At 70.6% G+C, this 19547-nt stretch carries 19 protein-coding genes; 7 read left to right on the top strand and 12 right to left on the bottom strand.

Translation table 11 applies throughout. The features are described from left to right. The first annotated feature begins 19 nt into the window (after nucleotides 1-19). The 7 genes from sigK to VNJ48_RS11320 all read left to right on the top strand — a co-directional run bounded on the left by sigK (nucleotide 20) and on the right by VNJ48_RS11320 (nucleotide 7670). Nucleotides 20-646: an ECF RNA polymerase sigma factor SigK gene (gene sigK / locus VNJ48_RS11350; RefSeq protein WP_325602122.1), complete on the top strand. Its 627-nt coding sequence runs from the start codon at nucleotides 20-22 to the stop codon at nucleotides 644-646. Next, a complete protein-coding gene (locus VNJ48_RS11345; RefSeq protein WP_325602121.1) occupies nucleotides 643-1350 on the top strand; it encodes an anti-sigma factor in 708 nt (235 codons plus the stop codon). Before sigK ends, VNJ48_RS11345 begins: the two co-directional genes overlap by 4 nt. Beyond that, nucleotides 1347-3362 carry an FAD-dependent oxidoreductase gene (locus tag VNJ48_RS11340; protein ID WP_325602119.1) on the top strand — a complete coding sequence of 672 codons (2016 nt, stop codon included), beginning with the start codon at nucleotides 1347-1349 and terminating at the stop codon, nucleotides 3360-3362. Before VNJ48_RS11345 ends, VNJ48_RS11340 begins: the two co-directional genes overlap by 4 nt. Next, the gene (locus tag VNJ48_RS11335) at nucleotides 3359-4783 is read left to right on the top strand and encodes a class I SAM-dependent methyltransferase (protein WP_325602117.1); all 1425 of its coding nucleotides are present in this window, start codon (nucleotides 3359-3361) and stop codon (nucleotides 4781-4783) included. Before VNJ48_RS11340 ends, VNJ48_RS11335 begins: the two co-directional genes overlap by 4 nt. Next, nucleotides 4780-6081: a cyclopropane-fatty-acyl-phospholipid synthase family protein gene (locus VNJ48_RS11330; RefSeq protein ID WP_325602115.1), complete on the top strand. Its 1302-nt coding sequence runs from the start codon at nucleotides 4780-4782 to the stop codon at nucleotides 6079-6081. The genes VNJ48_RS11335 and VNJ48_RS11330 overlap by 4 nt, the downstream gene beginning before the upstream one ends. Continuing rightward, nucleotides 6078-6881 (top strand): DUF1295 domain-containing protein, encoded by an 804-nt coding sequence (locus VNJ48_RS11325; protein ID WP_325602113.1) that lies wholly within the window; start codon nucleotides 6078-6080, stop codon nucleotides 6879-6881. Before VNJ48_RS11330 ends, VNJ48_RS11325 begins: the two co-directional genes overlap by 4 nt. A gap of 234 nt (nucleotides 6882-7115) precedes the next feature. Continuing rightward, nucleotides 7116-7670 carry a protein-L-isoaspartate O-methyltransferase family protein gene (locus VNJ48_RS11320; RefSeq protein ID WP_325602111.1) on the top strand — a complete coding sequence of 185 codons (555 nt, stop codon included), beginning with the start codon at nucleotides 7116-7118 and terminating at the stop codon, nucleotides 7668-7670. Nucleotides 7671-7691: 21 nt separating this feature from the next. On the opposite strand, the gene VNJ48_RS11315 is transcribed toward VNJ48_RS11320, so the two are convergent. From VNJ48_RS11315 to VNJ48_RS11260, 12 genes are all read right to left on the bottom strand, one after another. Further along, on the bottom strand, nucleotides 7692-8066 hold the full coding sequence (locus VNJ48_RS11315; protein ID WP_325602109.1) for a PLD nuclease N-terminal domain-containing protein: 375 nt from the start codon (nucleotides 8064-8066) through the stop codon (nucleotides 7692-7694). Between the two features lie 54 nt (nucleotides 8067-8120). Beyond that, nucleotides 8121-8495: a PLD nuclease N-terminal domain-containing protein gene (locus tag VNJ48_RS11310; RefSeq protein WP_325602107.1), complete on the bottom strand. Its 375-nt coding sequence runs from the start codon at nucleotides 8493-8495 to the stop codon at nucleotides 8121-8123. Nucleotides 8496-8600: 105 nt separating this feature from the next. Then, nucleotides 8601-8975, bottom strand: a complete 375-nt coding sequence (locus VNJ48_RS11305; RefSeq protein ID WP_325602105.1) for an MmcQ/YjbR family DNA-binding protein — start codon at nucleotides 8973-8975, stop codon at nucleotides 8601-8603. A 295-nt stretch (nucleotides 8976-9270) separates the two neighbouring features. Continuing rightward, a complete protein-coding gene (locus VNJ48_RS11300; protein WP_325602104.1) occupies nucleotides 9271-9711 on the bottom strand; it encodes a hypothetical protein in 441 nt (146 codons plus the stop codon). Nucleotides 9712-9750: 39 nt separating this feature from the next. Then, nucleotides 9751-10926: an acyl-CoA dehydrogenase family protein gene (locus VNJ48_RS11295; RefSeq protein WP_325602102.1), complete on the bottom strand. Its 1176-nt coding sequence runs from the start codon at nucleotides 10924-10926 to the stop codon at nucleotides 9751-9753. Next, on the bottom strand, nucleotides 10923-12845 hold the full coding sequence (locus VNJ48_RS11290) for an acetyl/propionyl/methylcrotonyl-CoA carboxylase subunit alpha (RefSeq protein WP_325602100.1): 1923 nt from the start codon (nucleotides 12843-12845) through the stop codon (nucleotides 10923-10925). The genes VNJ48_RS11295 and VNJ48_RS11290 overlap by 4 nt, the downstream gene beginning before the upstream one ends. After that, a complete protein-coding gene (locus VNJ48_RS11285) occupies nucleotides 12842-14389 on the bottom strand; it encodes an acyl-CoA carboxylase subunit beta (RefSeq protein WP_325602159.1) in 1548 nt (515 codons plus the stop codon). Before VNJ48_RS11285 ends, VNJ48_RS11290 begins: the two co-directional genes overlap by 4 nt. A gap of 20 nt (nucleotides 14390-14409) precedes the next feature. Next, nucleotides 14410-14892 (bottom strand): SRPBCC family protein, encoded by a 483-nt coding sequence (locus VNJ48_RS11280; protein WP_325602098.1) that lies wholly within the window; start codon nucleotides 14890-14892, stop codon nucleotides 14410-14412. Further along, complete coding sequence (locus tag VNJ48_RS11275) at nucleotides 14889-16022, bottom strand: acyl-CoA dehydrogenase family protein (RefSeq protein WP_325602096.1); 1134 nt, start codon at nucleotides 16020-16022, stop codon at nucleotides 14889-14891. Before VNJ48_RS11275 ends, VNJ48_RS11280 begins: the two co-directional genes overlap by 4 nt. Further along, nucleotides 16019-17737: an acyclic terpene utilization AtuA family protein gene (locus tag VNJ48_RS11270; RefSeq protein ID WP_325602094.1), complete on the bottom strand. Its 1719-nt coding sequence runs from the start codon at nucleotides 17735-17737 to the stop codon at nucleotides 16019-16021. Before VNJ48_RS11270 ends, VNJ48_RS11275 begins: the two co-directional genes overlap by 4 nt. Further along, entirely contained in the window at nucleotides 17734-18516 is a 783-nt protein-coding gene (locus tag VNJ48_RS11265) for a TIGR03084 family metal-binding protein (RefSeq protein WP_325602092.1), read from the bottom strand. The genes VNJ48_RS11270 and VNJ48_RS11265 overlap by 4 nt, the downstream gene beginning before the upstream one ends. Before the next feature lie 100 nt (nucleotides 18517-18616). Then, nucleotides 18617-19306, bottom strand: a complete 690-nt coding sequence (locus tag VNJ48_RS11260) for a TetR/AcrR family transcriptional regulator (RefSeq protein WP_325602090.1) — start codon at nucleotides 19304-19306, stop codon at nucleotides 18617-18619. Nucleotides 19307-19547 lie beyond the last annotated feature (241 nt).

Raw genomic sequence — 19547 nt, 5'->3', positions numbered from 1 at the left:
GGCAGGCAAGGATCACATCGTGGATCACCTGAAGCCAGTTCCCGACGGGGTGCCCTCTGAGGGCACCCCGTCCGGGGGCTCCCAGCCCGCAGACGGGGCAGCCGCACGGCTCGCCTCGTTGATGCAACGCTCCAGCCGAGGCGACGAGGCGGCTTTCGCCGAGCTCTACGACCTCACCTCGGCTCGTGCCTACGGCTTGGCGCTGAGGGTGGTCCGCAACCCCGCGCAGGCAGAAGAGGTGGTCCAAGAGGCCTACCTCGACGCCTGGCGCACCAGCAGTCGCTTCGATCCCGCCCGCGGGAGCGCCGCTGGCTGGCTGTTGACGATCGTGCACCGCAAGTCGGTCGACCGGGTCCGCTCCGCTGAGGCCGCCACGGCTCGCGACGCGACCTACCACCGGGAGACCGAGCCGGTCGAGCACGACTCGACCGTCGAAGCCGCACACGCCTCGCTGGATGCCCAGCGGGTCCGGACTGCGGTCGCCGGTCTGACCAACGTACAAAGAGAAGCAGTGGAGCTCGCCTTCTTCGGCGGCTACACGCACACAGAAGTGGCAACGATGCTTGACGTTCCTGTCGGCACAGCCAAGACCCGCATCCGGGATGGACTCATCCGGTTGCGCGACGCGATGGGAGTTGGGTCATGAGCGACATCCACAAGCTCACGGGCGCGTACGCCCTGGACGCGGTCGACGACATCGAGCGTGCCTCCTTCGAGCGCCACATGGCCGAGTGCGACGACTGCCGGACCGAGGTCGCCAACCTGCGCGAGACCACGGCCATGCTCGCCGAGTCCGCCGCCGTCAGCCCTCCCTCATCCCTGCGTGACTCGGTGCTCTCCGGCATCTCCCAGGTCCGTCCCCTTCCGCCCATCGTCGCGCCGTCTCGGCGAGCCGCCTGGTTTCCACTTCTGGTCGCCGCGGCCCTTGTCGCCATTCTCGGCGTCGGAGCTGCTGTCTGGCAGCCGTGGGCACCGTCGGAAGACAGATCGGACCTGACAGTGGCCGAACAGGTCCTGCGGGCATCCGACGCCCAACGGGTGGAGGTCGACCTCGGCGACACTGGCCGTGCCACCGTCGTCCGGTCGAAGTCCGTCGGCAAGGCCGTCCTCACGACCGAGGACATGGCCCCGGCACCCTTCGGGAAGGACTTCGTCGTGTGGTTCCAGTCGGCGGAGGGCGAGATGCTCCCGGTCGGACCGATGCCCGACGAGCCCAACGCGACCATCGTCCTCGAGGGTGAAGCCGGCACCACCAAGGCCGCCGGCATCACGATCGAGCCCGAAGGCGAGCCGCTCGACGAGCCCACCCTGCCCATCGTCGCCGTCTTCGACTTCTCCCAAGCGACATGACCACCGAGCACCGCCGCATCGGAGTCGTCGGCTCCGGTGTGGCTGGCTTGACCGCGGCCTACGTCGCCTCGCGCACCGCTTCCGTGACGTTGTTCGAGGCCGACGACCGCCTCGGCGGCCACGCCGACACCCACGTCGTCGACGCCCCCGAGGGGACGCTGCACATCGACACCGGCTTCATCGTGCACAACCGGCGCACCTACCCCACCCTGCTGCGACTCTTCGCCGAGCTCGACATCGCGACGCAAGCCTCCGAGATGTCGCTGTCGGTCTCCGACCGGGGGACCGGCGTGGAGTTCGCCGGCGCGCTCGGCGCCCGGGGGCTGTTCCCGACCAAGGCGGCCGTCACCTCACCGGCGCACTGGCGGATGCTCGCCGAGATCCCGCGCTTCCACCGTCGGGCACGCGCAGTGCTCGCGTCCGGGGGGTCAGCCGGCCTGTCTGGTGATGGGGCGTCGTACGACGTGGCCACCGACCAGACGCTTCGGGAGTTCCTCACCGCTGGCGGCTTCAGTGAGCACTTCGTGCACCACTTCATGGAGCCGATGGTGGCGGCCGTGTGGTCGTGCGCCCCGGAGACGTCGCTCGACTACCCCGCGCGCTACCTCTTCACCTTCCTCGAGCACCACGGGATGCTCGGCGTCTTCGGCTCGCCCCAGTGGCGCACCGTGACGGGCGGGTCCGGGACGTACGTCGCCGCGGTGGCCGCCCACATCCAGTCCGTCCGCACCGGCACCAAGGTCACCTCTGTCCGTGAGGTCGCGCACGGTGTCGAGATCACCGACAGCAACGGCGGCCTCCACACCTTTGACGCGGTCGTCATCGCCGTACACCCCGAGCAGGCGCTCACGATGCTCGAGTCGCCGACGACGGACCAGCGCGAGGTGCTGTCCGCGCTCCCCTACTCGGCCAACACCGCCCTGCTGCACACCGACATCTCGCTCCTACCGCGGGCCGCCAACGCACGGTCCAGCTGGAACTTCCAGCGACCGGCCGAGGCCACCGGACAGGTGACGGTCACCTACGACCTCACCCGCCTGCAGCGGCTGCCCACCGAGACGCACTACCTCGTCACCCTGGGCGGCGAGGACCTCGTGGACCCCGCGACCGTGATCGACCGGATGGAGTACGAGCACCCGCTGTACACCCCGGCCTCCGTGGCCGCGCAGCAGCGGCTCCCGTCCATCAGCTCCGACCGGGTCGCCTTCGCCGGCGCCTACCACGGGTGGGGGTTCCACGAGGACGGTGCGCGCTCGGGACTTGCGGCCGCCCATCGGCTCGGGCTGACCTGGCCGGCTGCGGGATCCGCCGCCGCGCGGGTCGAGCCCGGGCTGTTCCGGACGACGATCACGCACACGCGGCGTACGCCCATCAAGCGCACCTTCGAGCACCGGTCCCACCTGTGGCTCGTCGACCTCGACGACCTTCCCAGCGGCACCACGCTGGCGAGCTTCGAGGCGCGCGACCACCTCGGGTCGCCGGACGCCTCGATCCGCGCCAACGTCGAGGCGTTCCTCGCGGCGAGCGGAGTCGATCTCGACGGTGGTCGCATCCTGATGGCGGCCAACCCGCGTTCGCTCGGCTACTCCTTCAATCCCATCTCGGTGTTCTGGTGCTTCGACTCGGCCGGCGCCCAGGCTGCGGTCGTGGTCGAGGTCCACAACACGTACGGCGACCGCCACGCCTACCTCGTGCACCCCGACGGGCAAGGTCGTGCTCGCACGGACAAGGCGATGTACGTCTCGCCCTTCCACGGCGTGGACGGGCACTACGAGATCGCCGTGCCCATCCCCACTGACCGCATCGACGTCGCCGTGACCCTGCACACCGCCGACGGCCAGCCGTTCAGCGCGCGGGTCAGCGGCGAGCGCGTCGAGTCTCCCGGCGTATGGCGCAGCGCCGGCGCCGCCCTGCGCGGCAGTGCCCTGATCCGTGCCCACGGCATCTGGCTCTGGGCGCGCCGTCTTCAAGTCCACTCTCGGGGGCCCCACCACCAGGAAGGTGTCCGATGACCAGCCTCCAGTCCCGACCCAGCAACGAGCCGACAACCGGCCTCGCGCCTCACACCGACGCCGACATCATCGGCGACGGCGCGACGTCCCGCCTGCCGGCGCTCGAGCCGGTGCCCACGGGCGCGCGCACGGCCGTCTCCGCTGCGATCGCACGTCGGCTCTTCACCGCTGCCATCCGTCGTCTGGACGTCAGCGTCGAGGAGGCACCCAACAGCCGCGGTGTCGGCCGCATCTTCGGTCGCGGCGGCCCGCGCATGGTGATCCACCGCCCCGACGAGTTCTATGCACGCGTCGGCCGAGACGGGCTGATCGGATTCGGCGAGGCCTACCTCACCGGCGCGTGGGACACCGACGACCTCGCCGAGTTCCTCACGATCCCCGCCGCCCGCATCGCGACCCTGATCCCGGAGCCGTTGCAGCGGGCTCGCACCCTCGTGACGCACCGCACGCCGGGCCACCACCGGGGCACCACCGACAACACCCAGGCCAACATCTCGCACCACTACGACCTGTCCAACGAGCTCTTCGCGCTCTTCCTCGACGAGACGTTGAGCTACTCGTCGGCCCTGTTCGACACCTCCGTCGTGGCCGGTCGCGGGGGCCCCGACAACCCAGGCCACCTGCTCGCCACTTCGCCGGAAGGCGACGACACGGCGGTCGGCGACGGGCAGGGCCACGGCTCCGACTTCGCCGGGGCCCAGGGTCGCAAGATCGACCGCCTCCTCGACGAGGCGGGCGTCACTGCCGGCACCCGACTCCTGGAGATCGGCACCGGCTGGGGCGAGCTCGCCATCCGCGCGGCACGCCGCGGCGCCTCGGTGCACAGCATCACCTTGTCCGTGGAGCAGCTCGAGCTCGCGGAGCGACGCGTGGCTGCTGCCGGCTGCTCGGACCTCGTGCGGATCGAGCTCCAGGACTACCGCGCGCTCGCGGAGCCGGGGTTCGCCTCGGCGTACGACGCCATCGTCAGCGTGGAGATGATCGAGGCTGTCGGCCACGAGTTCTGGGGCACCTACTTCCAGACGCTCGACCATGCGTTGGCCCCCGGAGGCCGGGTCGCGATCCAGGCGATCACGATGCCGCACGACCGGATGCTGGCCACGCAGGGCACCGAGACGTGGATCAACAAATACGTCTTCCCGGGCGGCTTCCTGCCCAGCGTGCAGGTCATCGACGAGATCACCGAGGAGCAGACGGCCCTCCGCCGCACCGGCCTGCTGGAGATGGGCAGCCACTACGCGGAGACGTTGCGCCGATGGGACGAGCGCTTCCTCGCGCAGCGCGAGGCGGTCCTGGCTCTCGGCTTCGACGACCTCTTCATGCGGATGTGGCACTTCTACCTCGAGTACTCCCGAGCCGGCTTCGCGAGCGGCTACATCAACGTCCAGCAGCTGACCTTCGTCAAGGCCGACGCCCGATGACCGCGACCAGCGAGCGTCCCGCCCTGACCACGGCCGGCGTCGCGCAGCGCCTGGCCGAGGCGGCCCGCCCGTTCATCTGCGGCGACCTCCCCGTGCGGCTCCAGCTCTGGGACGGCTCGGTCGCCGGCCCCGAGGATGCGCCGCTCGTGGTGCTCCGGAGCCCCGACGCCCTGCGTCGACTCCTGTGGCACCCAGGAGAGCTCGGCGCCGCCCAGGCCTACGTCACCGGCGACCTCGACGTCCCCGAGCAGGAGGGCTGGGACCTCGACTCCGCGCTGACCCACGCGTTCGCCGTCGGCCAGGCGCGCGGTCTCGAGGGCGTACGCCGATCACCGGCCGCTCTCGTCAACGCCCTGCGCGCCGCCGCTGACCTGGGCGTGCTCGGACTGCCGCCGAAGCTGCCGGCGAGCCAGGCGCGGGTCAAGGGCCGTCTGCACAGCGCGATCCGTGATCGCCGCGCGATCAGTCACCACTACGACCTCAGCAACGAGTTCTACGCCGCGATCCTCGACCCGTCGATGGCCTACAGCTGCGGCTACCACGAGAACGCGCTGACCTCCCTCGAGGACGCGCAGCGCGCCAAGCTGGACCTCGTCTGCACCAAGCTCGGGCTCGAGCCGGGCATGCGGATGCTCGACGTGGGGTGCGGCTGGGGCTCGCTGTCGCTGCACGCCGCCGAGCACTTCGGGGCCAATGTCGTCGGCGTGACCATCGCCGCAGAGCAGAAGAAGTTCATCGACGCGCGCGTCGCCGAGCGCGGGCTGGGCGACCGCGTCGAGATCCGGCTCCAGGACTATCGCGAGGTCCCCGAGCGCGGACACTTCGACGCCGTCGGATCCCTCGAAATGGGTGAGCACGTCGGTGAGGCCAACTACCCCACCTACGTCAAGGTGCTGCAGCGCGCGGTTCGGCCCGGCGGTCGCGTCCTCGTCCAGCAGATGTCGCGGACGGGTCGACACCCTGGGGGCGGGCCGTTCATCGAGTCGTTCATCGCCCCCGACATGCACATGCGCCCCGTCGGAGAGACGGTCGCGCACCTGGAGCGGGGAGGGCTCGAGGTGCGTGACGTGCACGCACTGCGCGAGCACTACGTGCTCACGGTGGCGGGTTGGCTCGAGCGCTTCGAGGCCAACGTGCCGCGGCTGACCGAGCTGGTCGGCGAGGAGGTCGTCCGCGTGTGGCGGCTCTACCTCGTCGGCGGTTCGATGGCCTTCCGGGACGGGCGCATGGGGGTCGACCAGATCCTCGCGGTGCGCCCGGGCGCGGCCCACTCGCTGCCGGCGCAGCGGCACTGGTGAGCGGACTGACGGGGTCTCCCTTCGGGGACCTCGGCTGGCCCGCCAGTGCGGGTATCGCGCTGGCGGTCTGCGTGGTGGCGATGGGGCTCACTGCGTGGATCAGCTGGCGGGTGGGTCGTGTCTCGGTGGTCGACGTGGCGTGGGGGCTGGCCTTCGTCGCGGTCGCTCTTGTGCTCGCCGTCGCCTCCGGACAGTGGCTCTCCTGGCTGTTGGCGCTGCTGGTCGCGATCTGGGGCGGTCGCCTCGCGCTCCACATCCACCGCCGGTCACGCGGCCACGGCGAGGACCCGCGCTACGCCGAGATGCTCGGGGACGCAGGGTTCGGCACCGTCATCCGCAAGGTCTTCGTGGTGCAGGGTTTCGCGGTGTTCCTGGTCTCGCTGCCGCTGCAGACTGCGGCCGCCTACGACGTCCGTTGGCGGTGGCTGGTCGGCGTCGGCGTGGCCGTCTGGCTGGTGGGCCTTGTCTTCGAGGCGGTCGGCGACGCGCAGCTCGCGGCCTACCGCGCACTGCCGAAGGGCGAGAAGCCGCAGGTGATGCAGACCGGCCTGTGGCGCTACACGCGGCACCCCAACTACTTCGGCGACATGTGCATCTGGTGGGGCATCTGGACCGCCGGCGCCCTCTCGCTCGGCTGGCTCCCCGGTCTGCTCACCGTGATCGCCCCGGTGGCGATGACCTACTTCCTGGCGTTCGCGACCGGGGCCCGACTGCTGGAGCGGACGATGATGCAGCGGCCGGGATATCCGGAGTACGCCGCCCGCACCTCGATGCTCGTCCCGCTGCCGCCGCGCGGCTAAGCAAGAAGAGCCGCCGCGCGGCTAAACAGGAGAGCCGCCGCGCGGCTAAGCAGGAGAGCCGCCGCGCGGCTGATCTGGTGCCCGCGGGGCGGTCCGGCAACTGGCGGCGCACGACAACTGATCCGCCGCCCTAGGTGTCGGCCGCCGCCAGTTCGCGTGATTGGCCCCACCTCGGGTGTCGGCCGCCGCCAGTTCGCGTGACCGGCGCCAGCGAAGAGGGGCACAATCAGCGGGATGGACGCCGTCGAGGCCGCCTTCGCGGCCCACCCGCGTGCCGGGTTCCTGCCCAGCGCGGTGCGCGACCGCGCTGCGCACGACGGACCGCTGCCGATCGCCGCGCGCCAGACCAACTCCCAACCCCGCACGGTGGACGACATGCTCCGGCTGCTGGACGTGCGCCCGGGGCAACGGGTGCTCGACGTCGGCACCGGGTCGGGCTGGACGACGGCTCTGCTGGCACACCTCGTCGGGTCGGCAGGCGAGGTCGTGGGAGTCGAGCTCGAGCCGGAGCTGGTCGCCTTGGGAGCGGCCAACCTGGCGGCCACCGACCAGCCCTGGGCGCGGATCGGGCAGGCACAGACCGGCGTCCTGGGTGTGCCCGACAGTGCGCCGTACGACCGGATCCTGGTCTCAGCCGAAGCCCGGCACCTGCCCGACGAGCTCGTGGGTCAGCTCGCCGACGACGGGGTCCTGGTCCTCCCGGTCGCCGGGACGATGCTGCGGGTCACCAACCCGGGTGGAGTCGTGTCCGAGCACGGGCGCTACCGGTTCGTGCCCCTGCGCATGTGACTGCGCACGTGAGGGTCGGGTTCACTCGGACTGGGGCTCCCCCGGCTTCTTCTTCTGCTGCTCGTAGCGGCGGCGCTGCTCCTCCGCGCGCCTGCGCAGCAGCTCGCGGTAGGCCTCGTCCTTGACCGGATCGTCCGGCTTGGTCGGGTCGAGACGACCAGGCCGCTCGAACTCCGCGAAGTCAGCCGCGGCGGCGGCCCGCTCCACCGCCAATGAGGGCCGGCCCATCAGGAGCCAGGCGATCGGACCGATGACCGGCAGGAACAGGATGCCGATGATCCACAGAGGCTTGCGGAGCCGGCGAACGCGCGACTCGGGGGCGGAGACCGCCTCGACCAGACACCACACGGTGAGGGCGAGGGAGAGGACCCCCAGCAGGATGGAGAACTTGAACACACAACCATCATGCTGCGCGGTTCCAAGAACCCTCCGGGCCGGACCGCACGCGCCCTATTCGGCGTCGGTCTGTCCCTGCTCTCGTTCTTGCTTCTTCTGCTGCTCGTAGCGCTGCCGCTGCTGCTCGGCCCGCTCTCGCACCTGCTTCAGGAAGTCCTCGTCCTTCGCCGGGTCGCTGGAGACGGCGCGACCGGGGCGGTCGTACTCCGGGAAGGCCGGGGCTGCCCCGGGCCGCGGCCGGGAGGCTTCGGGCCGCCCAGCCGCCAGCCAGGCGATCGATCCCGCGAGCGGGAAGAACAGGATCAGCAGGATCCACCACAGCTTCGGCAGGTTGCGGATCCGCGACTCGTCGGTGGAGACCGCCTCGATGAGGCACCAAATCATCATGATGAGGCTGACGATCGACAGCAGCGCGTAGACCTTGTACACGGGGGACAGCATGGCGCCTGGGCGCCCGACCCGCCAGCCACGTCGCAACGGTTGGCGTGATTCCGTGCAGCTGAGCCCGCAGGAGGCCCTCGACCCGGGTCTGCCTCAGGCCGGGCGCTCCACCTGCGCGGCCAGCCGCGCGGGCGCCTGCAGACAGTAGGAGTCCGTCAGCACCTCGGCCAGCTCGCTCCAGTCGGTGTCGTCGTCGAGCAGGAGGCCGACCACGTTGCCGCCCCAGCCGGTGCGGAAGTAGGGGTCTCCCAGGTGCTCGAAGGCGATGACCTCGTCAGGCTCCGCGCGGAAGGTGATCCGGAAGAGCTGGTCCTCGCCACCGAAGACGTGCGCGACCGTCGCCGACCCGACCCGCCACCGCGTGCCGACCCAGGCCGGCTCCTGCGCGCAGCCGGGGAACCGGCTCATGATCGCGTCGAGGCGCAGCACCCACTCCTCGGGCACGAGGGGACGGTCCTTCGGCGCCATGGAGGCAAGCCTGCCACGGTGGACCGACAGTCGCTTCTGGGCCGTCTGGACCAGCCCCTCACGATTGCCGGATTCCCCAGTGCGCACCGAGACATCCGCTTACGCTCGTTGAGTCGGGCGTCACCGGCCTGCTTCCCGCAGACCCGCCCGACTCGACGGGCGATGATCAGTGATGCCAGCTACCCGCTGCCTGTGCATCGGCGAGTTCTTGGTCGGCCTGTGGATCGTCCTGGTCCCTGACGACGAGTGTGGGGCCACCCACCGGGCCGCCTCCGCCTGGTGACGTCTGCGTCGTCTACTCGGTCGGGTTCTCGCACCAGAACGGCTCCGGCGAGCCGCCGGTGTGGTACTCGTACGAGACGCCCTCGGCCTGCAGCGTGATGCGTGAGCCCTCGACGAGTGCCTGGGTGTAGGCCATCCCCCGCTCGGCACAGCCCAGGCTGCCGTCACTCCAGGTGACCGGCTCGTCCCCGACGACCTCGACCGAGGCGGCATCGATCCCGAGCTGCGTGGCCAGGTCAGCCACTGCCTTCGCCGCTGCACCGGACGGCTCCGGGGACTCCGACGTTGGCTCAGCTGGGGACTCCGAAGATGACTCGGACGGGGACGTGGACGAGGACTCGCTGCTCACCCGGGGCTCCTTCGCCTGGTCGCTCGACTCCGATCCGCACCCGCCGACGAGCACGACGAGGATGACGGCCCATGTGCACCGGAGTGCCGTGCTCGTCGGCTTCATGGGCCCATCATGCCTCGCGTGCCGTGCGCACCCGCACCGTCAGTAGGACTTCGGCAGCCCCAGGGAGTGCATCGCGACGAAGTTGAGGATCATCTCCCGGCTCACCGGCGCGATCCGGCCGGCACGCGTGGCAACGAGCAGTCCGGCCATGCCGTACTCCTGGGTGATGCCGTTGCCACCGTGGGTCTGGACGGCCCGGTCGGCAGCGTCGCAGGCCGCCTCGGCCGCCGCGTACTTCGCCATGTTGGCCGCCTCGCCGGCGCCGATGTCGTCACCGGCGTCATAGAGCGCCGCCGCCTTCTGGGTCATCAGCCGGGCGAGCTCGATCTCGATGTGGGACTGCGCGAGCGGGTGGGCGATGGCCTGGTGCGAGCCGATGGGGGCCTTGAAGACGGTGCGTTCCTTCGCGTACGCCGCCGCGCGGTCGAGCGCGAAACGGGCCAGGCCGGTGCTGAAGGCCGCCGCCATGATCCGTTCGGGGTTGAGGCCCGCGAACAGCTGGACGAGGCCGCCGTCCTCGTCGCCGACGAGCGCGTCGGCCGGGAGCCGGACGTCGTCGATGAAGACCTGGAACTGCAGCTCCGGGCTGACGATCTCCATTGCGATGGCGGAGTACTCGAAGCCGGGCGCATTGGTCGGCACCACGAACAGGCAGGGCTTGAGCTTGCCCGTGCGGGCGTCCTCCGCGCGGGCGACGACCAGGACGTTGTCGGCCTCGTCGACGCCGGAGATGTAGACCTTCTGGCCCTTGAGGACCCAGCCGTCGCCGTCGCGGCGTGCGGTCGTGGTGATGTTGTGGGAGTTGGTGCCGGCGTCGGGCTCGGTGATCGCGAACGCCATCGTCCCGGTGCCGTCGCACAGACCCGGGAGCCACCGCTGCTTCTGCGCTGGCGTGCCGTAGCGGCCGATGATGGTGCCGCAGATCGCCGGGCTGACGACCATCAGGAGCAACGGGCAGCCCTGGGCGGACAGCTCCTCGCAGACAGCCGCGATGTCGCCGATGCCGCCGCCCCCGCCGCCGTACTCCTCGGCGATGTTGATGCCGAGGTAGCCAGCCTTGCCGATCTCGAGCCACAGCTCGGTGGTCTTCTCGCCCGCGCGCGCCTTCTCGGTGAACCAGTCGCGGCCGAACCTCCCGGCCAGCTTGGCGACCTGCTTGCGCAGCTCGATGCGTTCGGGGCTCTCGGTGAACTGTGCTGGGGTGTACGCGCTCATGCTTCTTCTCCTTCGACGACGGCGAGCACGTCGCCGGCGGCGACCTGCTGACCGGACTGGACGTTGAAGTGGGCGACCCGGCCCGCGGTGGGGGCGGTGATGGTGTGCTGCATCTTCATGGCTTCCAGGACGAGCACGACCGCGCCCGCCTCGATGTCGTCGCCCTCGGTGACGGCGACGGTGACGACGGTGCCGGGCATCGGCGCGATGAGGCTGCCGCTCGCGATCGCGTCCGCCGGGTCGGTGAACCGCGGCACCTCGGTGAGGGTGATGCTCGATCCGGGCAGGTCCACGAAGACCTGTGTCCCGTCGCGGGTCACGCGCGCGCTGCGGCGTACGCCCGCGACCTCGACCACCACCTCGTCGGGCGACGCAGCCAGGACGGCCAGCCCGTCGACCACGTAGCCGTGTCGGGCACCGAACCACTGCACCTCGACAGGTTCATTGTCGTGAATGAACGTCGTCGACTGGGGCTGGCTGACCACGTTGCGCCACGCGACCGGGATCCCCCGCTGCACCGTTCGACGCGCCGCGGTGTCCTCGGCGCCGGCGATGGCCGCAACGACGGCGGCCAGGCGGACGTCCGGGGTCGCGGTCGCGAGCTCCGTGCCCTCGAGCCACGACGTCGTCACGTCGGCGGCTGCGAACTCCTCGGCCGCCAAGATCGCGACGAGGTGGTCGCGGTTGGTCACCACACCGTGGATCCGGGCGCGGCGCAGGGCCGTCACCAGCTGGCGGATCGCCTGACTCCTCGTAGGTGCCCACGAGATGACCTTCGCGAGCATCGCGTCGTAGTGGGTGGAGACCTCGTTGCCGCCCAGGAATCCCGAGTCCACCCTGATCCCGGCCCGCGCCAGTGGCCCGAACTCCGCGTCGGCAGGGATGTCCAGCGTGACGAGTCGACCCGACTGGGGCGTCCACGTCGCGTCCTCGGCGTAGAGCCTGACCTCGATCGCGTGCCCGTCGACAGGGTCCGGCCAAACCATCGTCCAGTCCGACTCCGCTGCGATGAGCTGGAGCTCGACGAGGTCGACGTGGTGCACGAGCTCAGTGACCGGGTGCTCCACCTGGAGCCGGGTGTTCATCTCGAGGAAGAAGAAGCGCTCGGTGTCGGGGTCGTAGAGGAACTCGACCGTGCCCGCGCCGCGATAGTCCACGGCGGCCGCCGCCTGGTGCGCGGCCTCGTGCAGCGCGGCGCGGACCTCGTCACGAAGACCGGGTGCGGGTGCCTCCTCGACCACCTTCTGGTGCCGGCGCTGGACCGAGCAGTCGCGATCGCCGTACACGCTCGTCCCGACGAGCTGCACCTCGATGTGACGGCTGCGCTCGACGTAGGGCTCGACGAAGACCGTGCCGTCGCCGAAAGCGCTGGCCGCCTCGGCGCGGGCCGTGGCGAGCTCGGCCTCGAGGTCCTCGGCCCGGCGCACGATCCGCATCCCGCGTCCGCCGCCTCCTGCGCTGGCCTTGATCAGCACGGGGAAGTCGCTGTCGGTGGGAGAGGCCGGAGCCTCGAGGATCGGGACGCCGGCGGCCTTCATGAGGCGTTTGGCCTCGATCTTGGAGCCCATCGCCTCGATCGACTCCGGGGTCGGACCGACCCAGATGAGGCCGGCTTTCTCGACCGCCCGGGCGAACTCGGCATTCTCGGAGAGGAAGCCATAACCGGGGTGGATCGCGTCGGCGCCGGTCCTGCGAGCCGCCTCGATGATGAGGTCGCCGCGGAGGTAGGTCTCGCTCGGTGCGTTGCCGTCGAGGCGTACGGCGACGTCCGCCTCCGCGACGAACGGCAGCTCGGCGTCAGCGTCGGAGTGAACGGCCACCGTCTCGATCCCGAGCCGGCGACACGTCGCGAAGACCCGGCGGGCGATCTCGCCGCGGTTGGCGACGAGGAGCCGGTTGATGCCTGCCCCTGCCCTCATGTCCTGAACACCCCGAACCGGTCGGTGCCGACGATCGGTCTGTTCTCGATCACCGACAGAGAGATGGCGAGCACCGTGCGGGTGTCGCGGGGGTCGATGACCCCGTCGTCGTACAACATCCCGGACAGGAAGTAGGGCAACGACTGCTCCTCGATCTGGCTCTCGACGAGCTCCTTGATCCCGGCGAAGCCGTCGGCGTCGAAGGTCTGACCCTTGGCCTCTGCGGACTCCCGGGCGACGATCTCCAGGACCCCGGCGAGCTGGGCGGGGCCCATGACCGCCGACTTCGCGCTGGGCCAGGTGAAGAGGAACCGCGGGTCGAAGGCGCGGCCGTTCATGCCGTAGTTGCCGGCGCCGTACGACGCTCCCATGATCACGCTGATGTGCGGGACCCGTGAGTTGCTGACGGCGTTGATCATCTGGGCGCCGTGCTTGATGATCCCGCCCTGCTCGTAGTCCTTGCCGACCATGTAGCCGGTCGTGTTGTGCAGGAAGAGCAGCGGGGTGTCGACCTGGTTGGCGAGCTGGATGAACTGCGTCGCCTTCTGCGCCTCCTCGCTGAACAGCACCCCCTGGGCGTTGGCGAGGATGCCGATGGGGCGGCCGTGGAGCTGCGCCCAGCCGGTGACCAGGCTGGTGCCGTACAACGGCTTGAACTCGTCGAAGGCGACGCCGTTGCGGGCCGAGCGGCCGTCGACGATCCGTGCGATCACCTCGCGCGGGTCGAACGGCTCCTTGAGGTCCTGGGGGATGAGGTCCAGCAGGCCCTCGGGGTCGGCGTCGGGCTCGGCGAAGGTCGTCGGGGCGCCAGCCTTGCGCCAGTTGAGCCGGGCGACGATGCGTCGACCGATCCGGATCGCGTCGAGCTCGTCCTCGGCGAGGTAGTCGGCGAGTCCGGAGACCCGGGCGTGCATCTCGGCTCCGCCGAGCGACTCGTCGTCCGACTCCTCACCGGTCGCCATCTTGACCAGGGGCGGTCCGCCGAGGAACACCTTGGCCGCGCCCCGGACGAAGACCGTGTAGTCCGACATCCCGGGGACGTAGGCACCGCCGGCGGTCGAGTTGCCGAAGACCAGCGCGATCGTCGGCTCCTTGCGCGCGCTGGCCCGGGTGAGGTCGCGGAAGAGCTTGCCGCCGGGGATGAAGATCTCCTTCTGCGTCGGCAGGTCCGCACCACCGGACTCCACCAGCGAGACCGACGGCAAGCCGTTCTCCTCGGCGATCTGCGACGCGCGGAACACCTTCTTGACCGTCCACGGGTTGGAGGCGCCGCCCTTCACCGTCGGATCGTTGGCGGTGATCATGCACTCGACGCCCTCGATCACCCCGATGCCGGTGACGACCGAGGCACCGACCTTGAAGTCGGAGCCCCAGCCCGCCAGCGGCGACAGCTCGAGGAATGCCGAGCCCGGGTCGATCAGCAGCTCGATCCGCTCGCGCGGCAGCAGCTTGCCGCGGGAGTGGTGGCGCTCGACGTACTTCTCACCACCACCGGCGACCGCCGCCGCGTGCTGGGTGTCGAGGTCGGCGATCTTGTCCAGCATCGCCTCGCGGTTGGTGGCGCTCACGCCTCGGCACCAGCTTCAAGGACGGCCTTCATCCGATCGAGCGTCGTGCGCATCCCCTTGCGGTTGGTGCGTCCGCGCAGGTGACCGAGCATGAGCCAGTAGGCCATCATCGGCAGCGAGCTGGGCAGCCGGAAGTACTCCGTCACGTCGGTCCCGCCCTTGCTCGGCGCGAGCCGGTAGCCCCAGTTGTTGGCGGTGACCGCGTCCGTGCCCACGGAGAACTCGAAGACCTTCCCGGGCTCGCACTTCGTGACGCGGCACGGCGACCAGTACGTCGGCCCGACGCCGTTGCGCTTGACGTGCCCGGCGAAGTAGGCGCCGACCTCCGGTCCGGTCGATCCACGCGTCCACTTGCCCTCGAAGGTCTCGGGCGAGAACTCGCCGATCCGGGTCACCTCGCTGACGAGCTCCCAGACCTCGTCCGGCGACGCGTCCATCCAGACGGTCACCTCGTCGCCCAGGGACGGGATCAGCTTCATGGTGTGTACCCCAACAACTTCGCAGCCAGGTCTGTGAGCACTTCGGTCGCTCCTCCTCCGATGGGCAGGATCCGGGCGTCGCGGTAGTGCCGCTCCACCTCGGAGCCATGCATGTAGCCGGTCCCGCCGTGCAGCTGCACGGCCTGGTCGCAGACGTAGGTCGAGGCCTCGACGGCCGTCTGCTTCGCGAGCGCCGCTTCGGCGATCACGTTGTCTCCTGCGAGGTGGCGCTCGACCACCGCGTGCGTGTAGGTGCGGGCCACCTCGACCTGTCGGTGCATCTCGACGAGCGTGTGCTGCACCACCTGGTTGGCGATGAGCGGCTGGCCGAAGGTCTCCCTCTCACGGGCGTACGCCGCAGCGAGGCTCAACGACCGAGCCGCGATGCCGTAGGCGTGGACCGCGAGGGCGATGCGCTCGACGACGAACTGCGCAGCGATCAGGTAGAAGCCGGAGTCCTCCCCGCCGACCAGGTTGGCGGCGGGGACCCGCACGTCGACGTACGACAGCTCGGCGGTGTCGCTGCAGTGCCAGCCCATCTTGGCCAGCGAGCGGTCGACGGTGAAGCCGGGCGTGCCCTTCTCGACCACGAGCAGGCTGATGCCGGCGTGGCCCAGTCCGCCTGTGCGGACGGCCGTGGTCACGAAGTCGGCGCGCACCCCGGAGGTGATGAAGGTCTTGGCGCCGTTGACGACGTAGTGATCACCGTCGCGGACCGCGGTGGTGCGGATGCCCGCGACGTCGGAGCCGCCACCCGGCTCGGTGACCGCGAGCGCGCCGATCGTGTCGCCGGCCAGGGTGGGACGCACGAACCGGTCGACGAGGTCGGTGTTGCCGCTGGCGGCGACGTGGGGCAGCGCGATGCCGTGGGTGAAGAGCCCGGCCATGAGTCCGCTGGAGGCGCCCGCCTCGAAGAACGCCTCCTGCACGGCGACCGTGTCGGCGAGGTCCCCGCCCTCCCCGCCGACGTGCTCGGGGAAGCCGATCCCCATCAGCCCCTGCTCGGCAGCCTTCACGTGGAGCTCGCGCGGGATCTCGCCGGCGTCCTCCCACGCCTGGAGGTGGGGGGTGACCTCGCGACGCACGAACTCGGTGACCGTCTGGCGCAGGGCCACGCGCTCGACCGTCACAGGAGTGCGTCCTCGATCGAGACATGGCGCGACCGGACCCACTCGCCGAGGCCCTTGGCCTGCGGGTCGAAGCGGGTCGACGCAGCGACGCCGTCGCCCAGCAGCCCATGGATGACGACGTTGACTGCCCCGAGGTTGGGCAACGCGTGGACCTCGATGTCGAGGTGGGCCGCCTCGGGCACGAGCTCGCGGACCTTGCGTGCGCTGATCAGCTTGGCGAGCCACGCGACCCGGTCGGCGTACAGGTCCGGTCGGTCGTCGTGGGCGACCCACAATCCGATGTTGGCGTCGCCGCCCTTGTCCCCCGATCGCGCATGCACGAACGTCCCGAGCGCCAGCCGCCGGGTGAGGACGTCAGCGGGGGCGGGGGGCGCCGACTCCCGCTGCCCGCTGTCGGTGGCAGGGGGCAGGGTGGAGACCGGGGGGTCCACCACGACCTCCGTGGTCCCGTCTGCGTGGACGACCGTGTGCTCGACGACCGAACGGTCGACGTACTCCGCCCGGTAGATCCCGAAGGGCGTCGCAGGCGCAGGTGGCGCGGTCATCGTGAAGCCGGGGTAGGAGCCCAGGGCGAGCTCGACGGCGGCGCTGGTGAAGGGCCTGCCGACCGGGCCGGGCTGGGGATCCTTGACCGTGCAGCGCAGCAGCACCGACGCCGTCTCCTCGGAATCGGCGTCCGGCCTCGGGGCGATCGGCTGCGACCACGTGACCTCGGCCGGTGGAGTGGCGAGCGCCGAGGTCAGCTGGTCGCGCACCCAGTCGGCCTTGGCCTCGACGTCGAGCCCCGTCAGCACGAACTCGACCGAGTTGCGCCAGCCGCCGAGCTCGTTGACGCAGACCTTGAGCTGCTCGGGGGGCGCGCTGCCGTGCACGCCGCTGATCGCGACGCGGTCGGGCCCGACCTGCTCGAGCGTGATCGAGTCGAGGTGGGTGGTGACGTCCGGGCCGAGGTAGCGCGCCGACTGGACTTCGTAGACCAGCTGGGCGGTGACGGTGTCGAGGTTGACCGCCCCGCCGGTGCCGTCGTGCTTGGTGATGACGCAGGACCCGTCGACGGCGATCTCGGCGAGCGGGAAGCCGAGCGGACGACCGCGGTCGGGCAGCGAAAGGAACCCGGAGAAGTTCCCCCCGGTGGCCTGGGTGCCGCACTCGAGCACGTGCCCGGCCACCACTGCGCCGGCCAGCGCGTCGTGGTCTCCGGTGTCCCACCCGTGGTGGGCAGCGGCGGCGCCGAGGACGAGCGAGGCGTCGGTCACGCGACCGGTGACCACGATGTCGGCACCGGCTCCCAGCGCGGCCGCGATGCCGAACCCGCCGAGGTAGGCGTTGGCCGTGAGGGCGCCTTCCCACAGGCCCAGCGGGCGCAGGTCGTCGCCGGCGACGTGGGCGATCCTCGGCGCCAGTCCGAGCCCGCCCGCGACCTCGCGCAGCTTCTCGGCCAGGCCGGCCGGGTTGAGGCCGCCGGCGTTGCTCACGATCCTCACCCCGCGCTCGAGCGCCAGCCCCATGCAGTCCTCGAGCTGGCGCACGTGCGTGCGCGCATAGCCGAGGGAGGGGTCCTTCATCGTGTCCTTGCCGAGGATCAACATGGTGAGCTCGGCGAGGTAGTCGCCGGTCAGCACGTCGAGCTCGCCGCCTTCGAGCATCTCGCGCATGGCACTGAGACGGTCGCCGTAGAAGCCCGAACAGTTGCCGATCCGGATCGGGGCGCTCATGTGGCGGTCCGTCCCGCGCCGGGTGGTCCGGCGAAGCACTGCGCGATGTCGAGCCAGCGGTCGGCGTCGGGGCCGGAAGCGTTCAGGTCGGTCGCGGCTCGGTGGGTGCGCTGGGTGGCCAGCAGGCACAGGTCGAGCGCCGACCCGGTCACCGTCTGCGCAGCGTCCTCCGGCCCGAACGTCCACACGTCGTCGTCCGGCGCGACCAGGTCGATCCGGAACGGCTCGGCCGGCGCGGGGAGCGAGTTCGTCATGAAGGCGAAGTCGCGGGTGCGTACGGCGAGGTGCGCGATGTGGCGCAGGCGTGCGGTCGGCGCCAGCTCTGTGCCCAGGGCCTCGTGCACGTCCAGGCTGTGCGCCCACGTCTCCATCAGGCGCGCCGTGGCCATGGAGGTCGCCGACATCGGCGGTCCGAACCACGGCATCTTTCCTGCGCCGTACACCGCAAGCGTGCTCACCAAGGACCGGCGCCCCGACCGCCAGCGGGCCAGCAGCTCCGCGGGCTCGACCTCGGCACCGGCGATCGCCTCGGCGTCGACGAACCCGGCGGGGTCGGCCATGGCGCGCAGGACGACGACGTCCCAGCCGTCCTTGTCGGTCGCCGCCAGGACCGCGACCTCGTCGGTCCACGCGAGGTGGGAGACCTGGGTCGCGACGTCCCAGCCGGGCGCAGGGGTCGGCGTGCGCCAGGCCTCCGCGTCGAGATCAGCGACGAGGGCCTCGAGCGCGTCGCCCTCGCCCGTCAGGTCGTCGAGGACTTCTGTGAGCACGTCACTCATCGGCGTACCCCCTGTCGGATGCTGGCGTTACCGAACAGTCGGGGGGCCCGACGGATCTCTCGACCCCCGGACTGTTCGGTGGCGCACGGACGGCTCGCGGTCATGTCGGGGTCCCTGCGGCGCTATCGATCGGAGGAGCGGAGCGGAGGAGATCGGGAACGTCGTGGGGTGAATCCAGCTCCCGGTCCAGGACGTCGGCCCAGTGGTCGAGGATGCGACGACGCCGGCCGGCGTCGTCGGAGATGCTGTTGGCGAGGCCGAGGCCACGCACGAGGTCGAGGGTCGCCTGCACGAGCTCGCGCGCTCCGGGCCGCGACTCGTCCGCCCCGAGTGCGGCGACGGTGAGCCGGTGGGCCTCGCGCCCCACCCGCGCCTCCAGGGGCTGCACCGCGGCCAGCAGTGCCTCGTCGGTCCGGGCGGCAACCCACAGCTCGAGCGCGGCCATGAAGACGGGTGAGCTGAAGTGGTCGCCGAGGAGCTGCACCACTCGGCGCAGTCGAGTGATTCGCGCTTCCGCAGAAGGAGCCACCTCATCACTCGACTCGGACAGGCTGGCGAGCAGTTCCTCGCCCCGGAGGCGGGTGACGTGCTCGACAGCTGCCACGACCAAGTCGTTCTTCGTGGGGAAGTGGTGCAGCTGGGCGCCCCGCGAGACGCCGGCGCGCTCGCTGACCAGCGTCGTCGACGTACGCGCGTAGCCCCGCTCGACCAGGCACTCGACGGTCGCCTCCAGCAGCCGGAGCCGCATGGCGCGAGTCCGCTCCTCCTGCGGGATGCGCGTCGTCGTCACCACTACATCGTGAGGGCCAACGAACAAACAGTCAAGACTGCCTTTTTATCAAGTGGGTGCGAATGGAGTTGGATGAGTCCCCGCTTAACCGGGGACTTTGGCACTTCATGACCGGGCAGGGTCAATCGGTCTAGGCAACGGTTCATGCCGCTGCCGGGTTGGCGAGCAGCTCGGCCAGCGCTTGGGCTGGTGTCTGTAGGTCGAGGGTAGGGCGTGGGCGCTTGTTGAGGGTGGCTGCGAT

This window comes from Nocardioides sp. (genome assembly GCF_035576065.1).
Taxonomy (GTDB): Bacteria; Actinomycetota; Actinomycetes; order Propionibacteriales; family Nocardioidaceae; genus Nocardioides.
This window is presented reverse-complemented; position numbering and strand designations above follow the sequence as displayed.